20 protein-coding genes are annotated in these 24,674 nt (G+C 36.3%); 8 read left to right on the forward strand and 12 right to left on the reverse strand.

Features of this window, described 5'->3' with window-relative positions; all coding sequences use genetic code 11:
• Positions 1-65: 65 nt before the first annotated feature.
• The 4 genes from OEA66_RS08925 to OEA66_RS08940 all read right to left on the reverse strand — a co-directional run bounded on the left by OEA66_RS08925 (position 66) and on the right by OEA66_RS08940 (position 3,662).
• Positions 66-575, reverse strand: coding sequence for an FKBP-type peptidyl-prolyl cis-trans isomerase (locus tag OEA66_RS08925; protein WP_267281041.1), 510 nt, complete (start codon positions 573-575; stop codon positions 66-68).
• Between the two features lie 81 nt (positions 576-656).
• Positions 657-1,565: a leucine-rich repeat domain-containing protein gene (locus OEA66_RS08930; RefSeq protein ID WP_267281042.1), complete on the reverse strand. Its 909-nt coding sequence runs from the start codon at positions 1,563-1,565 to the stop codon at positions 657-659.
• Positions 1,566-1,571: 6 nt separating this feature from the next.
• Positions 1,572-2,792, reverse strand: coding sequence for a hypothetical protein (locus OEA66_RS08935; protein WP_267281043.1), 1,221 nt, complete (start codon positions 2,790-2,792; stop codon positions 1,572-1,574).
• A 174-nt stretch (positions 2,793-2,966) separates the two neighbouring features.
• Positions 2,967-3,662 (reverse strand): DUF6261 family protein, encoded by a 696-nt coding sequence (locus OEA66_RS08940; RefSeq protein WP_267281044.1) that lies wholly within the window; start codon positions 3,660-3,662, stop codon positions 2,967-2,969.
• A gap of 362 nt (positions 3,663-4,024) precedes the next feature.
• Between OEA66_RS08940 and OEA66_RS08945 the strand changes: the two genes are divergently transcribed.
• On the forward strand, positions 4,025-5,167 hold the full coding sequence (locus OEA66_RS08945) for a hypothetical protein (RefSeq protein ID WP_267281045.1): 1,143 nt from the start codon (positions 4,025-4,027) through the stop codon (positions 5,165-5,167).
• An 85-nt stretch (positions 5,168-5,252) separates the two neighbouring features.
• On the opposite strand, the gene OEA66_RS08950 is transcribed toward OEA66_RS08945, so the two are convergent.
• The 4 genes from OEA66_RS08950 to OEA66_RS08965 all read right to left on the reverse strand — a co-directional run bounded on the left by OEA66_RS08950 (position 5,253) and on the right by OEA66_RS08965 (position 11,515).
• Positions 5,253-6,674 (reverse strand): sugar MFS transporter, encoded by a 1,422-nt coding sequence (locus tag OEA66_RS08950; RefSeq protein ID WP_267281046.1) that lies wholly within the window; start codon positions 6,672-6,674, stop codon positions 5,253-5,255.
• Positions 6,675-6,929: 255 nt separating this feature from the next.
• Positions 6,930-9,389 carry a glycoside hydrolase family 3 C-terminal domain-containing protein gene (locus OEA66_RS08955; RefSeq protein WP_267281047.1) on the reverse strand — a complete coding sequence of 820 codons (2,460 nt, stop codon included), beginning with the start codon at positions 9,387-9,389 and terminating at the stop codon, positions 6,930-6,932.
• A 15-nt stretch (positions 9,390-9,404) separates the two neighbouring features.
• Positions 9,405-10,433: a nucleoside hydrolase gene (locus OEA66_RS08960; protein WP_267281048.1), complete on the reverse strand. Its 1,029-nt coding sequence runs from the start codon at positions 10,431-10,433 to the stop codon at positions 9,405-9,407.
• A 203-nt stretch (positions 10,434-10,636) separates the two neighbouring features.
• Positions 10,637-11,515: an alpha/beta hydrolase gene (locus OEA66_RS08965; protein ID WP_267281049.1), complete on the reverse strand. Its 879-nt coding sequence runs from the start codon at positions 11,513-11,515 to the stop codon at positions 10,637-10,639.
• A gap of 221 nt (positions 11,516-11,736) precedes the next feature.
• Between OEA66_RS08965 and OEA66_RS08970 the strand changes: the two genes are divergently transcribed.
• Positions 11,737-11,925 carry a hypothetical protein gene (locus OEA66_RS08970; protein ID WP_267281050.1) on the forward strand — a complete coding sequence of 63 codons (189 nt, stop codon included), beginning with the start codon at positions 11,737-11,739 and terminating at the stop codon, positions 11,923-11,925.
• Between the two features lie 15 nt (positions 11,926-11,940).
• On the opposite strand, the gene OEA66_RS08975 is transcribed toward OEA66_RS08970, so the two are convergent.
• The gene (locus OEA66_RS08975; protein ID WP_267281051.1) at positions 11,941-14,235 is read right to left on the reverse strand and encodes a glycoside hydrolase family 3 protein; all 2,295 of its coding nucleotides are present in this window, start codon (positions 14,233-14,235) and stop codon (positions 11,941-11,943) included.
• Positions 14,236-14,245: 10 nt separating this feature from the next.
• Positions 14,246-16,513, reverse strand: coding sequence for a TonB-dependent receptor (locus OEA66_RS08980; protein ID WP_267281052.1), 2,268 nt, complete (start codon positions 16,511-16,513; stop codon positions 14,246-14,248).
• A 490-nt stretch (positions 16,514-17,003) separates the two neighbouring features.
• Here OEA66_RS08980 and OEA66_RS08985 point away from each other — a divergent pair, with 490 nt between their 5' ends.
• Entirely contained in the window at positions 17,004-17,753 is a 750-nt protein-coding gene (locus tag OEA66_RS08985) for an NUDIX hydrolase (RefSeq protein ID WP_267281053.1), read from the forward strand.
• Between the two features lie 32 nt (positions 17,754-17,785).
• Here OEA66_RS08985 and OEA66_RS08990 read toward each other — a convergent pair whose 3' ends face one another.
• The gene (locus OEA66_RS08990) at positions 17,786-18,415 is read right to left on the reverse strand and encodes a chloramphenicol acetyltransferase (protein ID WP_267281054.1); all 630 of its coding nucleotides are present in this window, start codon (positions 18,413-18,415) and stop codon (positions 17,786-17,788) included.
• A gap of 62 nt (positions 18,416-18,477) precedes the next feature.
• Positions 18,478-19,317, reverse strand: a complete 840-nt coding sequence (locus OEA66_RS08995) for a helix-turn-helix domain-containing protein (RefSeq protein ID WP_267281055.1) — start codon at positions 19,315-19,317, stop codon at positions 18,478-18,480.
• Positions 19,318-19,470: 153 nt separating this feature from the next.
• On the opposite strand from OEA66_RS08995, the gene OEA66_RS09000 reads away from it, so the two are divergent.
• The 5 genes from OEA66_RS09000 (at position 19,471) to OEA66_RS09020 (ending at position 24,666) form a co-directional block, all read left to right on the forward strand.
• Complete coding sequence (locus OEA66_RS09000) at positions 19,471-20,847, forward strand: amidohydrolase family protein (RefSeq protein WP_267281056.1); 1,377 nt, start codon at positions 19,471-19,473, stop codon at positions 20,845-20,847.
• Between the two features lie 5 nt (positions 20,848-20,852).
• The gene (locus OEA66_RS09005) at positions 20,853-21,962 is read left to right on the forward strand and encodes an L-dopachrome tautomerase-related protein (protein ID WP_267281057.1); all 1,110 of its coding nucleotides are present in this window, start codon (positions 20,853-20,855) and stop codon (positions 21,960-21,962) included.
• A gap of 34 nt (positions 21,963-21,996) precedes the next feature.
• Positions 21,997-22,980 (forward strand): aldo/keto reductase, encoded by a 984-nt coding sequence (locus OEA66_RS09010; protein ID WP_267281058.1) that lies wholly within the window; start codon positions 21,997-21,999, stop codon positions 22,978-22,980.
• Positions 22,981-23,251: 271 nt separating this feature from the next.
• Complete coding sequence (locus OEA66_RS09015) at positions 23,252-24,373, forward strand: aldo/keto reductase (protein WP_267281059.1); 1,122 nt, start codon at positions 23,252-23,254, stop codon at positions 24,371-24,373.
• A 2-nt stretch (positions 24,374-24,375) separates the two neighbouring features.
• Entirely contained in the window at positions 24,376-24,666 is a 291-nt protein-coding gene (locus tag OEA66_RS09020) for a DUF3861 domain-containing protein (RefSeq protein WP_267281060.1), read from the forward strand.
• Positions 24,667-24,674: the final 8 nt, after the last annotated feature.

Here is a 24,674-nt window from a genome sequence, read left to right on the forward strand (position 1 = left end):
GGGTACAGCTTAAAAGCGAAATGCTTGCCGCTGCTAAGATTATATTTTTGTTTAAGAATTTCATTTTACAGAACTTTTAATTTTATAATTAAAGGAATATCGTTATCAATTTTATTTTCGTCACCATAAGTGCCGTAAGCTAATGAGGAAGGAACGAGAAGGGTTATTTCTTCTCCATTCTGCATATATCGGAGTGCATTTTCTACGGCTTTAAGCTCATCAAAATGTCCGAATCTTGCATCATTTCTGCTTATAGATTTATCATAAATTTTAGTCTGATCAAAATCGTAAAGATCGTAAGAATACGAAACCGGAGAATCATCAGGTCTTCTTTCTCTTTTGTCTAAACCGTCAACAGTTGCCCAATAATTTAATTGTGTCGGGAAGAACTTTATGTTCTGACCTTTAATCCAATCCTGAATTTGCTGTCTTTCAATCGTATTGAGATTTTTCATACGGTTTTTGGAAACATCAAGATCACTTTGGCTCAAAACGCCACCAACCGGAGGATGCACCGGATTATTTCTTTTACAGCTGAATAAGCTTAAAACGGATATGAAGACTAATTTTTTCATAAAAACTTTTGCGAAAATAAGCATTTCGGGAATCAATAACAAAAGTTGTTGAATTTATTGAAATAAAACTGAGATTTAATTTTACTTACAGGTATTCAGATTAATTTTTTCTATGTTGTTTGCAGTGATAAGCTCTTTATCAAAATCATTGTAACAAAATGTATTGATATATCGATTCCCTTCTATTTTAAAATAGGTTAAAGGTTTCCCGGTGGTTTTTGTATTAAGGTATTTTATCCTGTTGTAAGAACAGTTGATCTCGGTAAGCTGTTTAAAGTTCTCAAAATTTAAACGTGATATTTCGTTATAAGAGCAGTCTATTCTTTCCAAATCTTTCAGATTGGTCATCTCAAGATTTCTAAGAAAATTATTTTCGCAACGTAAAATTTTTAGATTTTTTAAATGATTAATGGAGATTTCTGTAAGTTGGTTGCTTTCACAAACCAAATCCGTAAGTGCAGGAGTTTGAGATAAATCAAGTGATATTAAATCATTAGTTCCACAATGAAGTCTTTTCAGATTGGGAAGGCCTACAAGTTCAAGTTTTTTCAGAGAAGACCAACTGCAATCAATAAACTCTAATTTAGGCATATTTTTAAATGAAAGCTGACCGAGAGATTTATTAAATCCACAATCGAGATAAACTAAATTTTTTAGATTTTCAACACCATTTAAATCTTTCAGCGTTTCTGCTTTAATCATCAGCGTTTTAAGATTCTTAAAAATTTCAATTCCTTTTAAGGTAACAACTGGTGTTTTTTCAATGTTCAGCTGAGTAATTTTTTCTGCTTCTGCAGCTGAAATAATTCCGTCTTTGTTGGCATCAAGTTTTAAAGACTGATAGGAAGAATCTACAGCAATACTGTTTTCTTCGTTGGCGGAAAGAAGATATTTCAATAAGTTTTGATCAACTATTGCATTCTTTTTTTGAGTTTGTGCATTAAGAGATACACCGATTAAAAGCAACAATAAAATTTGTAAATATTTCATAGTGTTTTATTTGACGATAACTCTCCAACCTTCGCCTTTTCCGAGAAGCATGAGATCATTATTTTTTAGAGGTACAATTTTTAAGAGTCTGTTTTCTGCATAAGTAGAACCGTATTTCAGAAGTCTGTCTTCTAACAGTTTTCCATTTAAATCAAATTTCAGATATACAGAAGAAGTTCCGGTTTGGTGCATTTCACCTACCATATGTAACTCATCATTTACAATTGCGGCGTCATAAAGCATTTCTGTAAATTTTCCTTTGTCTGGAGAAGGAATGTAGTTGAACTCTTTTACCTTTTCAAAGTTCATATTAAAAACTTTCACAGTGGCATTTCTTATGTTAATCTTTTTCGCTGTAAGTTCATCTGTATATTTTATGCCTGCAACATAAATCAGGTCTTTGTGCACAATTACTTTTCTACTCAGAAAATCTGATTCAGATATTTTTTTATGCTTTGTAATTTTGTGTGTTGAGAGATCATATTCCAGAATATACGTTTTGTATTTGGTGGCATAAATATTTTCTTTATCTCTTTCGTCGACGCCGTTGGTAATGATATACAGCTTATTGTTGACCAACGATGCCGAAAAATCATATTTATTATAGAAATCAAACGGAGGTTCGATATAGCTGATCACATGATTGTCTATTTTCTGTAAATCGTTCGAGATAAAAGTAACATTCAGCTCAAGATCACGATAAAAACCAGAGTCTGAAATAACATAAAAGCCGTCTTTTATATTAAAAACCATAGGATCCTGGGTAACACTTGCAGATACAGATTCTATTAATTTGTCCTGTAATACATCAAGATTATCATTAATTTCTCTCAGCCATAAATAGGCACGGTCATCTATTTTCTTTGAGCCTAATTGTATAAATCTGTTATTATTGATGCTGTAAACCGTTTTCATAAAAGATTCTTTCTTGTAATCTTTATTTTCTCCAAGCGTGGTTTTCTTCATCAGTTTTCCGGTCTTATCGATTTTAATGATGGCGGAATTGTGTTGGGTATTATCTTCTTCTACAAAATTTTGCCCTGCAATGAGGTAGCCGTCCTTCGTTTCCACTCCTGCTTTTGCAAAATTATTATCTATCGGAAAATAGTTGCTGTTGAGTTTAAAATCTTTATCATTATTAATATTGGTATTCTGTGCAAAGTTGATTGCTGCAGCGGAAAGTCCAACAATAATCTGAGTTTTAAAAAGTATAGTTTTTATGGTCATACAATGAATGATGAGTTTTTGAACGACGACAAAATTGTAAAAATTATTTAATGTGGACAAATGTTCAATAAAAACGAGAACCTTTAGAGATTCCCGTTTTTTATGTAACCACCCTGTCAAAAATTCTTCGAATTTTTGACACCCCTCCTTTGGAGGGGAATTTTTGCAATTCGATTAGCTGTTGTTTATAGGTTTATTTTGCGTAGAATTTTTCGCAGCTTTTACCTGTTCATTTAAATCGAGGTATAAAAGTTTCCAGTCTGGGACGTCTTTCATGGCGGTAATGATGTTGAGAAAAGATTTTATTGTTTTCTCTAAATCTCTGCGGATTGCCGTTGCACTTTTCATCTGTCTGAGTTGGGCATTTGCTCCAGCCTGTTCGGCAAATATCAGTTCGAAAGCCTCATGTTTAGATTTCATGTTATTAAAAGCAGCTACCAGTGATAGCGTATTGAGTTTTTGAATATTTTCAGGTTTTTCAAGATCTTCGATGAGTTTTTTCATTTGAGCGGTTTGGGTTGAATAACTCTCTCTGTCCATATCTATTCCGTAGAGTCTGAAAATCTGATAGAGATCTTTGGCAAACTGAAAGTTGGATAAAGTCGTCATTTTTCGGTAACCGTTCAGAAAGTTTTTCAAGACTTTGAAAGCATTGTCTCGTTCTGCGTCTGCATCGGCAACGCTCACTCCTTTACCGCTGTAGATTTGTTTGGTGTAAACCTCATCGTAGTCTGCATACATCGTTTTGAGTTCTGTAAGCAAAGGATGATTGCTGATTACAGGGAAATTTCCTGATTCTGAAGAATTGATCAATCTCTGAGAAAGAGTAGCCAAATCTTTGGTACTCAGTTTTGATAATATAATTTTCATACAAAAATGTGTTTTAATTGTTAATAATATAATAATTACAGGTTTTAAATGTAAATAAAATGTTGTTTTGTTCCAAACATTTTGTGGGAAACAAAACAATTTTGTGTTTAGTCTCAAACAAACTGCGGGAGACTTCCGCTAATTGTGTTTTGTTACCAACAGTTTGCGGGAAACAAAAGTAAAAGTTGTTTGGTTACCAACGGTTTGTTTGAGACTGAAGGAGGAGTTGTGTGGTTTGAAACGGATGCTTTTGAATGGTTAAATTTTCCGTAGAAATACTTGAGGTTTTGAATTAGTTAGTTTTTATTTTTACTGCTTGAAAGAAAAATATTTTATCTTATCCTCATTTAATAATAAAAACTATGGAACTTAAAAAGTATAACGAAAAAAAAGACTTCTTACTATTGTTTATTATTCTACTTAGTGTCGTTTTGTTGATTTATTCATTTTATTATATTTATCAATATTATGGAATGAATAATTTAATTATTTCTGTACCTAAAAATAGAAATAATGATGGAGAACTATTAAATCCAAATGAAATTGGTGATAGCATAGGGGGAACATTAAATCCAATAATTGCTATAACTGCATCAATGTTAACATTTCTTGCTTTTTATATTCAATATAAAGCTAATAAATCCCAAAAGGAGATTTTTAATTTAAGTTTAGATAATGAAGTTTCAAAGCTAACCAGAGAGAAGGACATAAAAGAATCAGAGGTTATAAAGTACTACCAAACCAATCTAAAAATCTTCAAAACTTTAATAGAATCAATGATTGTTTATTTTGAAGAGAATGGAAGGTTTGCAAAGAAATTTATTGAAGAAGAAAGAAATTTTCTATTAGGAAGTAACATATTAAGATATTCTACAGATTCTAGTTTTAAATATTTTGAGAAATTGGAATTTCGCGAAATTTATAATTCTATAGTTTATTATTTTAATGAAAGATATCCAAGTATTGATTGGGAGGATGATTTCATTGAGGTATTAAATATAATAGAATTTTATAATGAGTTTTTAAATGAATCTCGTGATACATTCAAAAAACATTCAACATCAAAATACAAAAATTTAACAGAAGTTGGATTAAAATTAGATGAAAAAATGGGTGACGTTTTTATTGATGAAAAATTAAATACTCATAGTTCTCTTTTGTCATATTTAAAAATTATTCATAATCGAGATGAAAAGGGAAATTTTATTATTCCAAATGAAATTTTCTCTCAAAAAGGTGTAGATTTTCAAAGTTTACAGATTGAGTTTTTTAATAATTTTATTCCTCATCTTAAAAGTTTATATGATATTTATAAAACACCATATTACAAAGATATGTTAGAAAGTTTTAGCAAAATGAATAAAAGTATTGGAACTGAAATTTTTCAGACAGATAATTATTTACATAATTTAGAGTTAAATTATCAGCAATATTACAATTTGGAAAATACGGATTATCCTTTACAAAAAGTTAAAGAATTTATTGCTAAAATTTATTTTGATTAAAATAGATGTTTTGATATAAAATTGTGTGTTAAACAAAAAAAAACCTGCTCAACAGCAGGTTTTTACATATATAAAATTAAAAATCTTAATGTCCAGATTTCGCATCCGCATCCTGTTTCACATGCCCTAAATATTTGGTACAGTACGCACCAAAAATCAAGATTAACACATAACAAAAAACAGGAATGATGAATGAATTCTGAACCCCGAAAATATCGGCTAAATATCCCTGGAAAATAGGAACAATCGCACCTCCTAAAATCGCCATTACCACCAATGATGAACCTTGGCTGGTATATTTTCCTAATCCTGAAATCGCCAAAGTATAAATATTAGAGAACATAATCGAGTTGAAAATTCCAATTCCTAAAATGCTGTACATTGCCAGTTCGCCATGATTTAACATCGCCGAAATCAATAACAAAACATTGATTCCTGCAAAAATAGATAAAGTTCTTGCCGGAGCAGATTTTCCTACAAAAAATGCAGCAAAATTTAAAACAATAAATACTAAAAAGAAACTAATTTGTGAAAACGTCAAATCAACAATGCTGAAAATTACTAAGAAAACCGCTGCTGCAGCTCCCAACATATACAATGCTTTCTTCGTCTGACTGATTGAATGATTTAAAGAAATTGCTCCCAGGAAACGGCCGATCATTGCACCTCCCCAATACAGAGAAAGATAGTTTTTGCTGACTACTTCATTAAGGTTCATAACCTGAGGCTGCTCAAGGAAACTGATAATGAAACTTCCCACCGCTACTTCCCCACCTACGTAACAGAACATCGCCAAAACTCCGAACAAAAGATGCGGGTACTGAAGTGCTCCCAAACCTTTTACAATTTCCTCTTCTTCACTCTGAAAAGAAGGAAGTTTTACCTGAGAAATCAATAAAGCCACCAGTAATAAAATTCCCGCAAAAATCAGATAAGGAATTCTCGTTGCCACCGCAGAGAACGAACCATCATCGGCAGAGAAAAATTCAAAGATCAAATGACCGCCTAACACAGGAGCAATTGTTGTCCCGAATGCGTTGAACGCCTGCGTCATATTTAGTCGGCTCGATGCCGAATCTTCTGAACCCAAAAGTGAAACATAAGCATTTGCGGTAATTTGCAAAACCGTAAAGCCTAATCCTAAAACGAATAATGCTCCTAAAAACATTCCGTAAGATGAGAACGTTGCTGCGGGATAAAATAAAATACATCCAAATGCTGCAAGGAAAATTCCGAATAAAATTCCTTTTTTGTACCCTACTTTGTTAATGGGATCACCACTTATTGTGGATACTAAAAAGTAAATTAATGAACCTATAAAATAAGCTCCGAAGAAACAGAACTGCACCAACATTGATTTGAAGAAGGTCAGATTGAAGAGCTGTTTCAGGTATGGAATAAGGATGTCATTCATACATGTAATGAATCCCCACATAAAAAATAAAAGCGTAATGGTAATCAATGGAACGGTATAATTCCTCTTTGACTTTACTTCATTTTTGATCATATACATTTAATTTAAAAAAGAGGTTAAAGATAACCTCTTTTGTTGATATTATCTTAATTTGAGACAATAAATTTTATACTAATTGTTCACATTTTATTGCCAGAATCCGTCAATTCGAGTGAAATTCTGAAAGAATTTTATATCGAGAATCATTTTTTTTAGACTAAAATTATCGATACAATTTTTCCACTTTGTGGCAAAAATCACTCGAATTGACGAATTTTCCCTTCAAATTAAGCTGTTGTTATTTAACAATTAAGGTTTCAAATCTTCAAACTTTTTATCAGCAGGGAAAACGTGTTGCACTTTTTCCACCACCAATTCTTTTGGTAGCGAGAAATCTGCAGTCTGTTTAATGTCCAATGAAGACGCTCCTACAGACACTTTGTAATTTCCTGCTTCTGCAACCCAAGCGGATTTTGCGGTGATGTAAGAAGCCAAATCTTTCGGATTTAAAGTCAGAGTGATGGTTTGAGATTCTCCGGGTTTTAAATCTTTTGTTTTGGCGTAGGCTTTCAACTCAGATTTAGGTTTGTCGATGGATTGGTTAGGAGCGGAAAGGTATAATTCTACCACTTCTTTTCCTGTCACTTTTCCGGTATTTTTAACTTCAACCGTTACTTCTAATTTATTATTGAAAGTTTTAGAATTCAGTTTTAAATTGCTGTAAGCAAAGTCGGTATAAGATTTACCGAAACCAAATTCATAAGAAGGTTTCACATTGAAGGTATTGAAATAACGGTAACCCACATAGACCCCTTCCTCATACGTCACTTCTTTCGGATTATCGACAGGAACGCCAGGGAAATTCTTTGCTGATGCGTGGTCAGAATAATTGACGGGAAAAGTCATCGTCAGTTTTCCTGAAGGATTTACTTTTCCGGAAACGACGTCAGCTACGGAATGACCGCCTTCCTGACCTGGCTGCCAAGCCAAAAGAATAGCATCGACTTTGTCTTTCCACGAAGCCGTTTCGATGACGCCACCGATATTTAAAATTACCACGACTTTTTTCCCTTTTGCGTGGAATGCTTTGGAGATTTTATCCAGCATTTCGATTTCTTCCGTTGCCAGATTGAAATCTTCGTTCACCACTCTATCGCCGCCTTCTCCGGAGTTTCTTCCTAAAGTTACGAAAGCAATTTCTGAAGTTTCTGCTTTTTTAGCGATGAATGTATCATCCATTTTCATTTCAAGAAGTCTTTCAGGCAATGCTAAAATTCCTCTTGCTTTTCTTCTTTCTTTTTCGGCTGTGACTTCTTTTTCCGCGTGAGGTTTGTACAAATCAACCAATTCTTTGTCTAATTTGTAGCCAGCTGCATTTAAGCCTTCCAATAAAGAAACCGTGTGTTTGTTGTTGACACTTCCACTTCCCGTTCCGCCTGTAATCCAGGCATAAGAAGTCACTCCGAATAATGAAACTTCTTTCTGTTTATCGGCAAATGGCAACGCATTTTTCTCATTTTTAAGCAAAACCATTCCTTCTGCAGCAGCGTTTCTCGTCACTTCTGCATTTTGCGTTAAGTTAGGTTTATCGCTGTATTTATACTGTGCGAAAGTCGGTGTTTTGAAAATATATTCCAGAATTCTTTTTGCATTTAAATTTGCTACGTCCTGAGACAATTTACCGGAATTTAAAGCTTCCAACAATACTTTTTTCTGCGCCGGAATTCCCGGCATTAACAGGTCATTTCCTGCATTCATTTGTTTTACCACATCGGAAATTCCGCCGTCTTTAATCGATTCAAATCCCGGGAAACCTCCAAACCAGTCGGTCATTACAATACCTTTAAAGCCCCATTCATTTCTCAAAACCTGAGTCAGTAAATCTTTAGAATCTGAAGTGTAAACGCCATTTAGTTTGTTGTAAGACGACATCACCGTCCAGGGCTGAGATTCTTTCACCGTAATTTCAAAATTTCTCAGATACAATTCTCTCATCGCTCTTTCAGAAACGTGTGCATTGATGGTCAAACGGTTGGTTTCCTCATTGTTCGCAGCGAAGTGTTTGATGGAAGTTCCGACACCTTGAGACTGAATTCCGTTTACAATAGCAGCAGCAGTTTTCCCTGAAATTAAAGGGTCTTCAGAGTAATATTCGAAGTTTCTTCCGTTCAATGGATTTCTCTGAATGTTGAGAGCTGGAGCCAAAAGTACATCGACTCCATACTCCTTCACTTCATTCCCCATTGCTTTTCCAACTTTTTCCAGCAAATCTTTATTCCAAGTTGAAGCTAATGCAGTTCCCACAGGAAATGCTGTTGCATAATACGTTTTTGAATCATTATCTCTTGTTGGCTGAATTCTCAAACCAGCCGGACCATCGGCAACAATCGTCGCAGGAATTCCGAATCTGTCAAAAGAATCTGTTCCACCGGCAGCTCCTGGAACCAAACCTTGTTTTGAATCTCCAACAGGACCTGTCAGTACTTCGATTCCTGGCATTCCGGTTCCTATTAATAGATTCACTTTTTCTTCGTTGGTCATTTGCTTGATGATGGCGTCGATTCTTCTGTCAACAGAAAGTCTTGTGTCTTCCCAAACATCTAATTTCCCGTTTTTGTTGGAATCTTTAAATGTTTTTCCGTCAACCGTTACCGTTGCATTTTTAGTCTGCGCATTCGCAAACGGCGATGCCGCCAATAAAGCCAGGAATAATCCTGAATATTTTGCTTTCAGAGAAAGTCCTATCAGCGTTGATATATTCTTCTGCATAATTCTATATTTTTTTTACTTTTTGTTATTGAATAATTTTAGTTTTGAGTAGAAATCTTCGAACATTAATAGAGTGTCGAGTTGGGTGTACACTCTAATGTTTCTTCCATTCGGATTGTATTCGTAAAGTCCATTATCATTGATTTTCGGAGCATTTTTGATAACGTAAGAACTCGATGACGGGTCGGCTTCAAATGATGATTGTAAAGCCGTAAGCAAAACCAAAGGTGAATCTCCCATTATATAAGTCTCCCCGATTTTCAGATTGAATTTCTGAACCATTTCCATTAAATCCTCGATTTTTTTGGTCAGATAAGCTCCGGTTTTTCCTTCTGGTTTAACTTTCGTTACGAGTTCTGCGTAAGACATCAAAGTCTGTCGGTAAGCATTCCTCGGAATTTGCCAAATATTTAAATTCGATTCGTTGAAAACAACCTGTGCTGCTTTGATATCGATTCCTAAATTATATTCTAAAGGTGTGTAACCTGGAGGTGGCGTTGCCAAATCTTGATATTCCGGACCTCCAATCCAAACGACAACAATTTTGTCAGCGATTTTTGGTTCGATTAAATAAGCGCTCGCCACTTCTGTCAAACCTGCGCCGCAAACCACGAATAAAGGATTCTTTACATCTTCCTTCATCGCCTCTGCAACGATGGCTTTTGCACCTTCGGAAGCATTGGGTGTTTTCAAATCCTTCAATTGGTCATTGGAACCTTGCAGAACGTTGAATCTGTTTTTCAAACTCATTACTTCCAACATTTCGTTGACTTTCTTCACAGCATTTTCCGCGGTAATATTTGATTTATCAAACGGGTCGCCTGGTTTCAGATGAGAACCGATAATTCCTTTTATTTCTGTAGAAGGCGAAAGAATCTGATGAACGAGCTGAAACAATCCGTCGGGGTCGCCACCAAAATCGTTGTCGACAATGACACGATAGCGAGGTTTTACGTATTTATCCATTTCTGAAATCACGGGAGACGACTGTGCGGACACAGCCATTGCCGCAAAAAAAGAAACGATATTAAAAAATGATTTCATTCTTTTAGGTTGAACCACAAAAGGCACAAAAGTTTTTTGACACATTAGTCACATCAGATTTAAGTTTTAAAACTTTGAAAATAAAAGAACACATTAGCTGAAAATCAAAGATTTTCAAAAGGTTTTATGCTCTTTAAAAAGTTTAGTGTTCAAACTTTACAATTAATAAAGCTTTTGTGACTTTTGTGGTTAAATTTTAAGGTTTATAAAAACTTGTGAAATTTCAGCCAGTCTAAATACACATCAGACCATTTGTCAACAGGCAGATTCTGTTTTCCCATTCCGAAACCGTGACCGCCTTTTTCGTAGATGTGAAGTTCGGTGGGCTGTCCTGCTTCGAGCCATTTGTTGTACAACAGAACTGATTTCGGAGCGAGTTTCAATTGGTCATCACTTGCAGCACAAATAAATAATGGAAGCGATGCTTTAGGTATTTCCGTGTCTAAAATCTCCTGACTTGGTCCGCCATAAATAGAAGCTGCGAAATTTGGTAACGTTGAAGCATCTTTGCTGTGAAGAACGCTTTCCAGAATTACACTTGCCCCAGCAGAAAACCCGATAACCCCCAATTTTTCAGGATTGATATTCAATTCTTTGGCGTGGGTTCTGATGTAAGTAATTGTGGTTTTGATGTCCTCTCCTGCCATTTCCTTGATAGGAGCTGTATTTGCATCAAAAGCTTTTCGGTCTTTGATGCTTTCCATCATTTCTTTGGCCGGGTCGTTGGATTTTGTTTCCAATAATCTGTATTTTAAAACGACTGCTGTGATTCCGTTTTCTGCTAATTTTTTGGCAACATCAATTCCTTCTCTGTTGATGGATAAACTTTGAAAACCGCCACCCGGAGCAACAACGATTACCGTTCCGTTGGCTTTCGCTTTATCAGCTTCGAACAATAACATTGAAGGTTGCGCGACGTTGAAAACGACTTCGGTTTTGAACAATTCATTAAATTGCTGCGCTTCTTTCTGCGTCCAGTTTTCTGTTCCCGGCGCTTTTCCTTTGTATAATGGAATTGATTTTTGAGCGTTGATGGTGCTTAATCCTAAAAGGAATGCACTTGCTATGATTAATTTTTTCATTTTGATTTGATTTTAATTTTTAAACGCAAAGTGCGCTAAGATTTTTTTTAGCAATTCGCTGTTTTTAAGTTCGCAAAGGCGTTCTACTTAGCAAAGACAAACAATTAGATAACAGTTTGGTTGTCATTCCGTAGGAATCTAAGCTCAGTATTTCAAATATCATTATTGAGATTCCTACGGAATGACAAAAATGCCGTTGACTTATCTCAATAATTTTAACAGTGAATCTCACGCAGCCCGACTTGAGTGGAGCTCTTTTTGTTATTGCGATTGCTGAAAAGTTCAACTTGTTGACTCAGTTTCTTCGCAATGACAAAAAAGCGGGAACGGAAGGCGGAAAAGCTGCCCAAAATATTCTAGTAAAAAGAAATGAGACCGCACATAATGCCCGGTCTCAAGACATCAATTAACCTATTTTTGATGAACTATTGCTTATGATATTTTTGAGTTCTGGCATCTTTAATCACACCAGACCAGTTCATTCCATACCCGAAATCGTAGTTGTGACTTTCGGAATCTTTGTGCGTTTCCATATCGTAAGGAACATCTTCTTTCTGTTTTTCAACCGTCGCCATATTCGCAGGCATCTGAAGCGGAAGCAATCCTGAAGGCTCGTATTTTCCGGTCACGATATCCACAACAGCCTGATTTGACACGTTGAAATTCATCAGAATTGCGTCTGCGTGTTTTTCGAATTCATTAAAAATCATCGGCTTGGAAGCGGTGATGGAAACGATTACCGGCTTTCCGTTCATTGCTTTGTACGCATTTTCAATGGCTAACAAATCCGTAAAATTGGTCGCTGTAGATGTTTTGTTTTTGAAGGTTCTGTCGTGTACATTGGGCGCAACAACAGGGTCTCCTGCTGCGATACTTTTTTCACGGGCTTCTGTTGCGGTGTACGTTTGGTACTGAAGAGAAATCGGGACATAACCGTTTCCGCCTTCTTTGGCATCAACATCGCTGTAACCGCCTTCTTCACTGTGAGGACTTTTCACGAAAACCAAGGCAAAATCAGCTTTTGCAGGGTCGTCGGTCACGTTAAAATGCTGCTTCACTTTTTCGATATCGACAGGATATTGCAAAGATGGTCCGGTATAAATCCCCCACCAGTTGAAGGTTGCCGGAGAATATCGCTTCGGAATGTAAGCCGTCTTTCTTTCTTTGATAGGAAGAATATTGGCTTTGTTTTTAAGCATCACGATGGATTTTACCTGAGCTTCGTAACCTGCTTTCATAAATTCTGGATTACCAACTATTTTCTTGGTTTCTTCCGTGTTTACGTAAGGGTTTTCAAACAATCCGGTTCTGAAGAAATTTCTCAACAGACGAACGGCTGACTGCTCAAATTTTGCACGGTAGGCTTTTTCGCCGTGTTCCTTAACGCCCATTTGGTAGGCTTCCAGAACTGGAGCTTTGTCATTGTTTCCTCCAAATTGGTCAACGCCAGCTTCCAAGACTTTGTAATGACGTTCTGCGATGGACAATTTTTCTGCGCCCCAAGGTTTTCCGGCAAATCCTCCCGGAGATTTTGGTTCGTCTGCGGTGATGAGCCAATCGGTGCAAACTACGCCGTCGTATTTGTATTTTCCACGAAGTAAATCGGTGATGAGATATTTGCTGTAACCGTTTCCAACGTTTTCTCCATTTTTCGTATCCTGATTAAAACTTATCGTATAATAAGGCATTACCGCAGAAGCTTCTTTGGTTCCGCCATTCAGTTTGAAAGCCCCTTCAGTAAAAGGTTTTACGTGGTTTTGGAAATTATTCCCCGGATAAACTGCGTATTTTCCCATCGCCCAGTGACCGTCACGACCGCCTTCTTCAGGTCCGCCGCCTGGCCAATGTTTGACCATTGCATTTACACTTTTGCCTCCCCAACCGTTTTTACTTCCGATGGTTGTCTGGAAACCGTCGATGTAACCTCTTCCCAAATCTGCTGTCAACTCAGGACTTTCCGAGAAAACGTAAGCAATTCTGTACCAACGGGGTTCTGTTCCCAAATCGATTTGAGGAGATAAAGCCGTTGAAATTCCCAAGGCTCTGTATTCCTGCGCGGCGATGTTTCCGAATTTCTTCACCAATTCCGGGTCGAACGTTGCGCCCATTGCCAAACCGTCCGGCCAAAGAGAGATTTGTCCGCCCGCTCCTTCATTGAATTCTGCCGTTACGGTTGCCGAATGTCTCGGGTCTGTACTGTTGTTGGCAGGAATTCCCAATCCTAAACCTTCGATGTATGCCTGAATATTATTGCTCCATTTTGCTGCGATTTCCGGAGATTCTACTGTCGTTACCAAAACGTGACGAAGATTATCTTCCTTTAAAAATTTCTTCTGCTGGTCTGTTAAATCGAAAGCTTTGGCGCCGCTTTCTTTATAGAACATTCCGTTGTACTTTCCTGCTCTGAAACCTTCTGCAGGCGCCGGAACTGATTGGTGACCGCTGTACAACATCAATCCAGCAATCTGTTCCACCGACATTTTTGATGCTAAATCTTTGGCTCTTTCGTCAACCGGAAGTCTCCAGTCTTCGTATTTATCAAGCTTTCCGTTTTTGTTTAAATCTTTAAATTTATTTCCGCCAACCGTCAAAATCTTCACTCCTGAATCTGCAGAATATCCTAAAACCGGACCTTTGGAATTGGTCACAGTTTGAATGTTTTGAGCAAATGTTGTTACTCCTAAAAATAATGCGGCAACATTTAAAACTGTTTTTTTCATTATTAAAATTTTAGAAATTAAAGCTTACAGAAAACTGTCCTGTCAATGGCATAATGTATGTTCCTGTCAACAATTTTCCGTAGTATGGATTGGCATCGGTAATCAGTTCAGCTCCGTTGATGGTGCCGCTGGCTCCTCTCTGGTTTAAGAAGTTGATAACGGTTGCGCCAAGGTTGATGTTTTTGTTCACCGTATAACTTACTCCGCCGAAAGTTTCCCATCTTGGTGCGAAGTATAAAGCGTTTGTAAGGTTTGCATATTGTTTTGAGAAATATCTGAAACTTGCCCAGAATCTCCATTTGTCAATCGTATAACTTGGGTCGATTTCCATCAGCACTTTAGCAACTCCTAAAACATTATTGTCGTTGTAATCGTAAGCTGTTCCGAAAGCATTGAAATTGAATTTCTTGTAAACAGGATTCTGTAAAGTCAATAGATAATGTAGGTTAAATCCTTTGAAAGGTTTTACCACAAAATCGGTTGTCCATCCAATCGTCTGAATATCATAGTAAACCGTAACGTTTTGAGCCTGAGTCGTATTCGCTGGGTTGACCAAGTTATATCTGTTCAGGTTGTTGTTCTTTTTAAGATAAGTCGCCTGAGAAATCAACTGAATGTAATCTGTATTCCAGAAAATTCCCAACGCTCCCAACGGACTTTTAATCTTGTTGGTGTTAGGTTCGAAAGCCTGAGAATAACTTTCCAGTCTTCTGTTTTCTTCAGTATATAAAGCGTTTGCGATAACACCGAAGTTTTTGCTGATGTTGTAAGTCGCATTTAAACTACCTCCAATCTGGTAAAAACTTTGATTGATTTGATTAAACTGGCTCGGGTCTGTGAAATTAAATCCAACTGTTCTCGGCGTTAAAGAATATTCTCCATCCAGGATGTGGTTTTTCAAATGCAAACCGTAGCTTAGGTTGAAATTATCAGAAACTTTCCATTCGTCTGTTCCGTACACTGAAAGTTTATTTTCCGTTCCACTGTGGAATTCTCCTCCTGCATTGTAATTATAAAATCCGTCTGCATCAGTTGTCGGGCCAATCAGTCTTTGAGGTTGTGGTTCAGTAGTCTGGAAGAAAAACGACCTGTTCGACGTGAATTTATCGATATTATAATATTGTTCTAAAATGCCAACGGTCACATTGTGATTTCCCAATTGTTTGTTCAATGAAAAACGTCCTGCGATATTGGTAATCGGTGTGGAAGGCGTGTGCATTGCTAACTGAGTTCCAACCGCTCCGGTGTACGCCTGACCTGTTGAAGCAATCGTGTAACCTGAAGCCGCATCAGCATTGAAAATACTTAAAGGAATGATGTTAGAAGATTTCGCGGTAGCAAAGTGTGCTCTCGTTGAGAATTTGAAATTCCAGCCGTTGTTCAGTAAGTAATTACCGAAGATATCGATGTTGTGAGATGTATTTCTGCTGTCGTTTCCATCCATATTTGCCCAGTAGGTTTGTCCGGAAAAGATGTCTTTCATTTTGATTTGTCCATCTCTCACCACATAAGAATCCCTACCTATTCTGAAATTGTCGAGCTCAGTTACTTTACCTTCCGGTCCGTATTGGAAAACGGCATAATTGGTAATGCTGTAAGAATCCGCGTATTTGTATTGAATCGAGATTTTTCCTTTATCATCATTAAAATATTTGGTAACTCCTGCTCTGAAAATCTTTGTTTCATCTACATTTCTTGTAAAACCCAATTTATAAGTGCTCGGGTCGAAGTTGGCAAAAGCGCCAACGGTGTACGTCCAGCCATTTTTAGAAATCGGTCCGGAAACATTCACGTCTCCTTGTAACCATCCAAAAGTACTTGTCGTGAACTTTCCTTTTAATTTAAAATCTTTGGTTCCGGTTTGAGAATAAGAGTTCACTGCAAAACCAAGGTCGCCCATTGTATTTGCAAGCTGGTCCATTTTCAATAATCCGGTTTTTTCCAAGCCTACGCTCTGTCTCCAGGTTTTGTTGGGAAGCTCAGGCCAGAAAAAATAAACGGCAGGCAAATCGTTTTCAAGAATTGTAATTCCACCCACTGTTGATGGCAAACCGATATTCACGTCCCTTGGACTCGTGTTGTTGGCTGCGTTCAACATTACGTTTCTGTTGTTGTCTTCTTTGGACGACGTGGTCACAGTTTTTACGCCTTCTTCATTTTTAGCAGCAGCATTGATAGCGGTTTTCACTGCAATACTGTCAGTCTTTTCCTGTCCAAAAACTGTGGCGAAGGAAAGTATCAGTCCAAGAGCTGAAATTTTAGTTAAAGATTTTCTCATGTTTTATTATATAGTTTGTTTCTGTTTTTATAAGACAAAATTTATCCTTCAGCCGAAGTTTTTCAGCTGTTATTTTTTAGATTTTTTTTAAATTAAATTTGGAAAAGATAAATTTTGAGAACGATATTGTCCTAGTAGATAAGTGCTGTTAAAAATTTACCTTGCAATATTTAACCTGGTGCTAAAAAAGGATAAAATATATTCATGATAATTGTTTGTTCTTTAATGCTTCAATAAGAAGCATTACAAGTCTACAGTAAAATTTTAAAATGAACAAAAAAATTGTTAATAAAAATTAATATTGTTTATAATTAATTGATTATAAGTTTATTAAAATTAAATTTATTAACTAAAAATCATTAGTTCTTAATGAATCAATGATAAAAATCATAATTAAAAACTCCCAAAATTGATGTCAAATCATGAAATTTAGCATAACAGTTAAATTTTAATGTTAAATTTGTCTTATTAAGAATTTCTTATTATTAATATGGATCCACAACAGCAATTTTTAAAAAAGTCCGAAGAGGCTAAAGATTTATTTATTCCGCATTTATCGACTGATCCCGTAGTTTTTGGGTTTGATCAAAGTGAGCTTAAAGTATTATTGCTTCAAATGACCTACCGCAAACAATGGCTTTTACCAGGTGGATATGTAAAAAAAGATGAAGATTTGGATGCTGCTGCTGAAAGAGTCTTGAGAGAAAGAGCAGGAATTTCAGATGTTTATTTAGAAGAATTTGCAGTTTTTGGTAAAAAAAATAGAAGTGAATTTTATTTTGAAGATTTTGATGAGTCTCTATGGCATAAGCAAAGATTTATTTCTATAGGATATTATGCTCTATACAATCCTGACAATGCTAATCTGATCATCGATGAATTTAGTGAAAAATGTGAGTGGATTTATTTGAGTCAGCTTTCAGAAATTGAATTGGCGATGGATCATCGTGAAATTATTGAAAAAGCTTTATTAACTTTAAGAGAAAGAATTTCATACAAACCAATTGGTTATAATCTTTTGCCTGAGAAATTTACGCTTTCAGAATTGCAGAAATTGTATGAAACCATTTTAGGAAAAGAACTCAACCGAGGAAATTTTTACAGAAAAATAAAGAATTTGGGAATTCTCAGAAAACTAGATGAACAGCGTCGCGGTGGTGCTCACAAGTCTCCAGATCTCTACTCTTTTGACGAAGAAAATTATAAAAAAGCTTTAGAAAACGGCTTAAATAATTGGTAGCAAAAAAATCCTGAATTAATCAGGATTTTCTTTTATGGTAAGTCTAATTGTCTCTGAAACTCCTCAATATATTTTGCCAAATGTAGTCCGTCTGCCAAACCGTGATGCGCTTCAATGGAAACCGGAAGATATTTTTTCCCTTCACGAATACTGAATTTTCCGAATGCAATTTTAGGAATACATTCTTTAGGATCAAAATTGGTAGGATGTAAAATCGTTGAAAACGAATTCCATGGAATTGTTGTGTGTCTGATGTGATTGATTGGCAGAATGTCATTGCTAATGCCTAATCCCGTTGAATTTTGTACAGCTTTTATTTCTTTTTCCAACTCTTCATTAAAAGTTTCGAAATTTTCCGAATAATGAAAAAATGAAAATCCGAATGTTCCATCAGCTCTTCCAATTGTTCCTCCAACGTGTACTTCATCATACAAAATCACTTTTCCATCAACAATTCTGAGTTTTAGTTCATCCACCGTATTGATTGCCACCATTGATTTATAAAGATAAACAGCATAAAATGATTTGCCTTCTTCTTTGGCTTTATCGTAAGCTTTTGTGCAGTCTACTTCCGTTGTAAATCCGAAATACGGACTCTTCATCTTCGAAAAAAATTCAAAATGTTCCTTTCTGTTCCAGCTTTCAATATCTATTACCTTCATTGTTTTACTTTTTGCAAATTTCAGTAAGATTTATTGATTTTAAAAATAAGATTCGAATAAAATTATACGTGATTTTGTAATTTAAATTCAGAAGGATTCATCTTATTTAAATTTTTGAAATAATTGGTTAAGTGACTTTCATCTGTAAACCCAAACTCAAAAGCAATCTGCTTCATCGTCATCTGTCCGGACTGAATTCTTCTTTCAATTAATTTCAGTTTGTAATCCGTAATGTAATTTCGGTAGGTTACGTCAAAATTTCTTTTAAAATAAGCACTGAAATAGGTTTTTGAAATATTAAAATGTTCAGAAATAGTATTTATTCTGATTTTTTCAGGCATATAAATATGCTGATGAATGTAGGAAATCAGATCATCTTTTTGCGGCGCTCCATTATCAATTCTGATATTGAGTCTTAATGATGCCTCCCGAATCAATCCGAAAAGTGAAAGCACCTGAAAAAACACAATCGGTGAATCTGAAATCCTGTGGTAATCGCTGTACTGAAATATATTTTCAACAGTCTTTCGAAGAATGGTTTTGCAGGGTTCATCAAAGATCAGTTTTTCTTCCTTCAGCAAATGATTTCTCATAATTTCTGTTGGAGTTGCTATGACGAGATGATCCGGAGACAGATGTTTATTTCCTTTAAAATAAGCATCATTAAACTTGATAAAATAAAAGGTGGTCGATTTTTTGATTTCAAATAAATGCTCGTCATCAGGAGAGATGAGGTACAAATCTCCTGCTTTATAAGGAATGACAATCTGATTGATATGATGATTGCCGGAACCTTTTGAAATGTATACCAATTCGTAGTATGTATGACTGTGCCTCGGAAAAGGATACACTGTTGCTTCGAAAGTATCAATCTCTAAAGGTTCAAACTGTTTTCGTTTCATAGTTTAAATTTACAACTTGTTAAACGATTTCTACAAGCAAAAATCTTTTTTTATTGACAAACTTTGTAGGAAGTCTTGCTGATTAAAGTTTAAAATAGATTCTTTTTTAAGTGAGATAAAGACTTTTCAGACACATCAATTAAAATATTATATATGAATTTTATTAAAAAACTATCAGGGATTCTGGTGGCTGCAACCGTTCTTTTTTCGTGCAGTCAAAATAAAAAAGAAAGTTCCAATACTGAGAATAAAAACATTCTTTTTGAGAATGTGATGCTCATCGATGGCAAGGGCGGTCAGCCCATTCAGAACACTAAAGTGCTGGTTAAAGATGGAAAGATTGCTGCTGTTGGAAACGATATCTCTGATGACGACGCTCAGAAGATCGATTTAAAGGGAAAAACAATGATTCCTGCATTGATTTCTGCCCATTCACATGTGGGAACTTTAAAGGGAACGACCACAGTTCCTGAAAATTATACGAAGGAAAATATTTTGTCTCAACTAAAGAAATATCAGAATTACGGCGTACTCAATGTCATGTCTATGGGAACTGACAGACCTTTACTGTTCGAAAGCGCTTTAAGAGAAAAATCTGCGAAAGGAGAAATTGACGGAGCAAGAATTCATTCTGCAGGATATGGCTTCGGTGTTACTGATGGTGCTCCACCACTCGATTTTGCAATGGATAAAGTGTTCAGACCGAAAACTGTGAAGGAAATTCCTGCGCAGATGGACAGTTTAAAAAAGATTAATGCTGAGCTGGTGAAAATCTGGGTGGATGATTTTAACGGAAAATTTAAAAAGAAAATCAGTCCGGAAATTTATAAAGCCATTATCACTGAGGCACACAAGCGGGATCTGCGTGTTGCGGCGCACGTTTATTATTTATCTGATTTAAAAGAATTGGTGAAGGATGGAATTGATGTGATCGGTCACAGCGTTAGAAGCGAAGTGATTGATGATGCGACTTTAGTTCAGATGAAAGCAAAAAACATTATTTACATTCCTACCCTTTCTCTGGATGAGTTCGCATACGTCTACGCCAAAAAACCGGAATGGATTAATGATGAATTCTTCAAAAAGTCACTCGAGCAAGGCGTTTATGAGATGATCACTTCAGAAAAGTATCAGAATGAACTGAAAAATTCTCCTGCCTTTGCCAAGAATATGAAAGCTTTTGACATCGCAAAACAGAATCTGAAAAAAGTTTTCGATGCAGGAATTCCCGTGGCAATGGGAACAGACAGCGGTGCAATGCCTTTGAGAGCTCAGGGATTTTCAGAACATCTGGAATTACAGTTAATGACAGAATCGGGATTAACTCCGCTTCAGGCAATTACCGTGGCGACGAAAAATTCGGCGCAAGCTTTAAAAATTGACAAAGATTTTGGAACGATTGAGACTGGGAAAATGGCAGATTTTATCATCTTAAATTCAGATCCTTCAGAAAATATTAAAAACACGAGAGACATTTTCTGGGTTTATAAAGCCGGAAAAGAAGTTAGTAAAGGTCCAATTGCAAAATAGAAGGTATGAAAAAGTTGATATTGAGTATATGTTTTGTTGGAATTTCTCTTTTAACAAATGCACAGTCGAATTATGAATTGGTAACTAAAATTTCACCACCCAATCCAGATCCTTCAGGAATTGCAGTGAGCTCAAAAGACCGGGTATTTCTAGGATTTCCACGTCATGCAGACAATCATAAAGAATTGGCCCTGGCAGAAGTGGTCGACGGTAAATTAATTCCTTTTCCCAATAAAGAATATGTTTATCCGGGCAATAAGGATTACAAAAACTGGTTGGTTTCACCACACGGAATGTACATCGATAAAAATGATGTTCTATGGGTTTTAGATGACGGCAAACGTTCCGGGCTGAAAGAGATCCCTGAAGGTGCTGCCAAGGTCGTGGGAATTGACATCAATACGAAAAAAATTATTCATACTATTATTATTCCCAAACCGGTTTTGTCGGATGACGCGCACTACAACGATCTCCGCGTGGATTTGTCTCATGGCCCGAAAGGCACTGTCTACATTGCAAATTCAGGATTTGGTGAACGGTTTTCTCTGGTTGTCTTGGATGTTGCTACAGGAAAAGCGAAAGAAGTTCTCCTGAACCACTATTCCACTTCTCCTGATAAGGGTTTTGTAGCATTTTTGGAAGGAAAACCATTGAAGTATGATTTCAAAAAACAAAAATTTCCTTTAGGCGGTGCAGATGGAATTGCAATAAGTCCGGATGAAAAAACATTGTACTGGACGGCTATCAGCAGTAGAAAGTTATACAGTATTTCAACAGATCTTCTGAGCACTATTGATTCGACTGAACAGGAAATTGAAAATGCAGTAAAATTTGAAGGTGAAAGACCCGCCTGCGATGGTTTGGCAGAAGACGAAAAAGGAAACATTTACTTTGGAGCATTTGAACAGCAATCTATCGTGAAGAGAAATTCAGCGGGAGAATTTTCTGAGATTTCATACGACAAAGAAAATTATGTCTGGCCAGATGGCCTGGCTTACAGAAACGGTTACATTTACATAACGCTTGGTCAGTGGAATCGGCTTCCCGGATTTAATGATGGAAAAGATTTAAGAAAGCCGCCTTACTTAGTCGTTAAAATTAAGACAGAAAAATAATAAATATAACATTACACCTTATACAATAAAAATTATGGAATACAGAAAATTAGGATACAGCGATTTAGACGTTTCAGCAATCACTTTCGGAGCTTGGGCTGCCGGCGGATGGATGTGGGGTAGCACAGATAGAAAAGATGCAATTGATGCGATCAAAGCTTCTTATAATGTCGGTGTGACTTCGATTGACACGGCTCCGATTTATGGACAAGGCGTGAGTGAAGAAATCGTTGGTGAGGCTATCAAAGGCTATTCAAGAGATAAAGTTCAAATTCTGACCAAATTCGGGATGCGTTGGGATTTGGCGAAGGGCGATTTTGGATTTAACAGCTTTAAAAATGACGGTGAAGCTATTGATATTTACAAATATGCCGGGAAAGAAAGCATCATCTACGAATGCGAACAGAGTTTAAAAAGACTGGGCACAGATTATATTGATCTGTATCAGATTCACTGGCCGGATTCAACCACGACGATTGACGAAACGTTTGAAGCGGTTTCAAAATTAATTGAGCAGGGGAAAGTTCGTTTTGCAGGCGTCTGTAATTATGATGCCGCTCAAATGGCTGAGGCTGAGAAGACTTTGAAATTAGTCTCCAATCAGATTCCATTCAGTATGGTGAATCGTGGAGTTGAAGAGGAAACGGTTCCTTACTGTATTGAAAACAGCAAATCTATTTTAGCATACAGTCCGTTGGGAAGAGGTTTGCTGACGGGAAAAATCACTTCAGATTACAAATTTCAAGACGGCGATCACAGAGCGGGTCATTCTCATTTCCAGCCAGATTTTATTGAGAAGACGAATAAGCTTTTAGATCAAATAAAACCGATTGCAGAACAGCACAATGCATCTCTGGGCCAACTGGTTTTAAGATGGACGATTGACAGACCAGGCATCACAATTGCATTAGCAGGAGCAAGAAATGCAGAACAGGCTGTACAAAATGCAAAAGCGATCGATATTAAATTAAGCAAAGAGGAACTGAAAACAATTGATGAATTGGTGAATGCGTTTTAAATTAAATTAATTTCCTGGATTATCTGACTGATCTGATTTGATAGAGAAATTTGTTTGACTAAATTTTAAACGCAAGGTTAGACAAGGAATTTTATTCTACTACCGATGAAGATAAAACAAAGGCGTTTCACTTAAGAATGAAATACAGGTTTGTTTATTAAATAAATTAAGCTGTTTTTTTGTAAGCTTAAAAGCGATGTGTTTGTTAAAAATCTTGTCAGGCAATGCTTTTAGATAAATAGAATAACATCACACCAAGAAAATATTAAATATGGAAAGAAGAACATTCATTAAAAACAGCGGACTTGCCGCAGCAGGATTGATGGCTTCATCTGCCGTACCTGCGTTTGCATCACAACTATTAAAAGAAAATTTTATGGAACAATTTGAAAATAAAGAACTGGGAAAAAGATTCAGACCCGAATATAAATCAGGATTTGGCGGTGTCGCTATAGGAAATGGTTTCAATGTCAATCCCGATATCGAATGTTTACAATCCATTGAAGCGGCCTGGAATGCGGGAGTCCGTTATTTCGATACTTCTCCCTGGTACGGTTTGGGACTTAGCGAACACAGAATGGGATTGTTTCTGAGAGACAAAAAACGCGATGAATTCACTCTTTCTACAAAGATGGGAAGAATACTTAAACCACATGACGATTTTAAACTGGATGGCCTGTGGAAAGGAAAACTCAACTTTTCTTATGAGTACGATTACACAGCCGCCGGCGCCAGAAAAAGTGTGGAAGACAGTCTGAACAGATTGGGAGTTGCCTCATTAGACATCGTTTTCATCCACGATTTGTCTCCGGATAACAAAGATATGAAGGGTGATTGGGTAAAATATTTTGATATTGCAGCCAAAGGCGCCATGCCCGAGCTGATAAAAATGCGTGAAGAAGGTTTGATTAAAGGCTGGGGTTTTGGAGTCAACACCATCGAACCTATTTTAAAAGCCATCGAGGTTTCGGATCCTGATATTTTCCTTTCAGCATGTCAGTATTCATTGATTCATCACAAAGACGATCTGAATAAAGTATTCCCGAAGGCTGCTGAAAAAGACATTTCAATTGTTGTGGGAGCTCCTTTGTGTGCAGGTTTTCTGTCAGGTAAAGACCGGTATTTATACAATGGCGATTTTCCGGCTGGGGTGAAAGAAAAACTGGTGGCACTACAACGTGTTGCCAATAATCATAAAGTAGATCTGAGGACGGCTGCGCTTCAGTTTGCGGCAGCTCCTGATGTGGTTTCCGGCGTGATTCCAGGGGCTCACACGGTAAAACAGTCTGAAGAAAATGCGGCATCGTTTAAAACGAAAATTCCTGCAGGATTCTGGGCAGAACTGAAAAAGGAAAAATTAATTGAAGAAAATGCTCCAACACCAAAAGCTTAATTATGGAAAAAAGAAATAACAGATACCATATTGATCTGAAAGAATTAGAATTAAAAGATGGCTCGATAGCCGGAAAGAATCTTTCTTTTGAGTTTGAAAACCATGATGATCTTTTTAAAATTTTCTATTTAATAAAAACTAAAAATCTCTTTGAAGATGAAAAAACGTCTCTTGAATTTACATTAGGTTTGAAATTATTTACAGAAGTTTTAATTAAAAATAAAAATCACCCGCTGTTTGAAGATTTAAGTCCGGCAATTTTAGAATTTATGAAAAAACTTAAAAGTTATTAATTTAGATA

This window comes from Chryseobacterium luquanense (assembly GCF_026460945.1).
GTDB classification, from domain to species: domain Bacteria; phylum Bacteroidota; class Bacteroidia; order Flavobacteriales; family Weeksellaceae; genus Chryseobacterium; species Chryseobacterium luquanense.

Coding starts and splice junctions, on each gene's coding strand:
- OEA66_RS08985 (WP_267281053.1), top strand. CDS start 17,004: ATGGATCCACAACAGCAATTTTTAAAAAAGTCCGAAGAGGCTAAAGAT.
- OEA66_RS08965 (WP_267281049.1), bottom strand. CDS start 11,515: ATGAAAAAATTAATCATAGCAAGTGCATTCCTTTTAGGATTAAGCACC.
- OEA66_RS09015 (WP_267281059.1), top strand. CDS start 23,252: ATGGAAAGAAGAACATTCATTAAAAACAGCGGACTTGCCGCAGCAGGA.
- OEA66_RS08925 (WP_267281041.1), bottom strand. CDS start 575: ATGAAAAAATTAGTCTTCATATCCGTTTTAAGCTTATTCAGCTGTAAA.
- OEA66_RS09000 (WP_267281056.1), top strand. CDS start 19,471: ATGAATTTTATTAAAAAACTATCAGGGATTCTGGTGGCTGCAACCGTT.
- OEA66_RS09010 (WP_267281058.1), top strand. CDS start 21,997: ATGGAATACAGAAAATTAGGATACAGCGATTTAGACGTTTCAGCAATC.
- OEA66_RS08980 (WP_267281052.1), bottom strand. CDS start 16,513: ATGAGAAAATCTTTAACTAAAATTTCAGCTCTTGGACTGATACTTTCC.
- OEA66_RS08950 (WP_267281046.1), bottom strand. CDS start 6,674: ATGATCAAAAATGAAGTAAAGTCAAAGAGGAATTATACCGTTCCATTG.
- OEA66_RS08960 (WP_267281048.1), bottom strand. CDS start 10,433: ATGAAATCATTTTTTAATATCGTTTCTTTTTTTGCGGCAATGGCTGTG.
- OEA66_RS08955 (WP_267281047.1), bottom strand. CDS start 9,389: ATGCAGAAGAATATATCAACGCTGATAGGACTTTCTCTGAAAGCAAAA.
- OEA66_RS08945 (WP_267281045.1), top strand. CDS start 4,025: ATGGAACTTAAAAAGTATAACGAAAAAAAAGACTTCTTACTATTGTTT.
- OEA66_RS09005 (WP_267281057.1), top strand. CDS start 20,853: ATGAAAAAGTTGATATTGAGTATATGTTTTGTTGGAATTTCTCTTTTA.
- OEA66_RS09020 (WP_267281060.1), top strand. CDS start 24,376: ATGGAAAAAAGAAATAACAGATACCATATTGATCTGAAAGAATTAGAA.
- OEA66_RS08975 (WP_267281051.1), bottom strand. CDS start 14,235: ATGAAAAAAACAGTTTTAAATGTTGCCGCATTATTTTTAGGAGTAACA.
- OEA66_RS08990 (WP_267281054.1), bottom strand. CDS start 18,415: ATGAAGGTAATAGATATTGAAAGCTGGAACAGAAAGGAACATTTTGAA.
- OEA66_RS08940 (WP_267281044.1), bottom strand. CDS start 3,662: ATGAAAATTATATTATCAAAACTGAGTACCAAAGATTTGGCTACTCTT.
- OEA66_RS08930 (WP_267281042.1), bottom strand. CDS start 1,565: ATGAAATATTTACAAATTTTATTGTTGCTTTTAATCGGTGTATCTCTT.
- OEA66_RS08995 (WP_267281055.1), bottom strand. CDS start 19,317: ATGAAACGAAAACAGTTTGAACCTTTAGAGATTGATACTTTCGAAGCA.
- OEA66_RS08935 (WP_267281043.1), bottom strand. CDS start 2,792: ATGACCATAAAAACTATACTTTTTAAAACTCAGATTATTGTTGGACTT.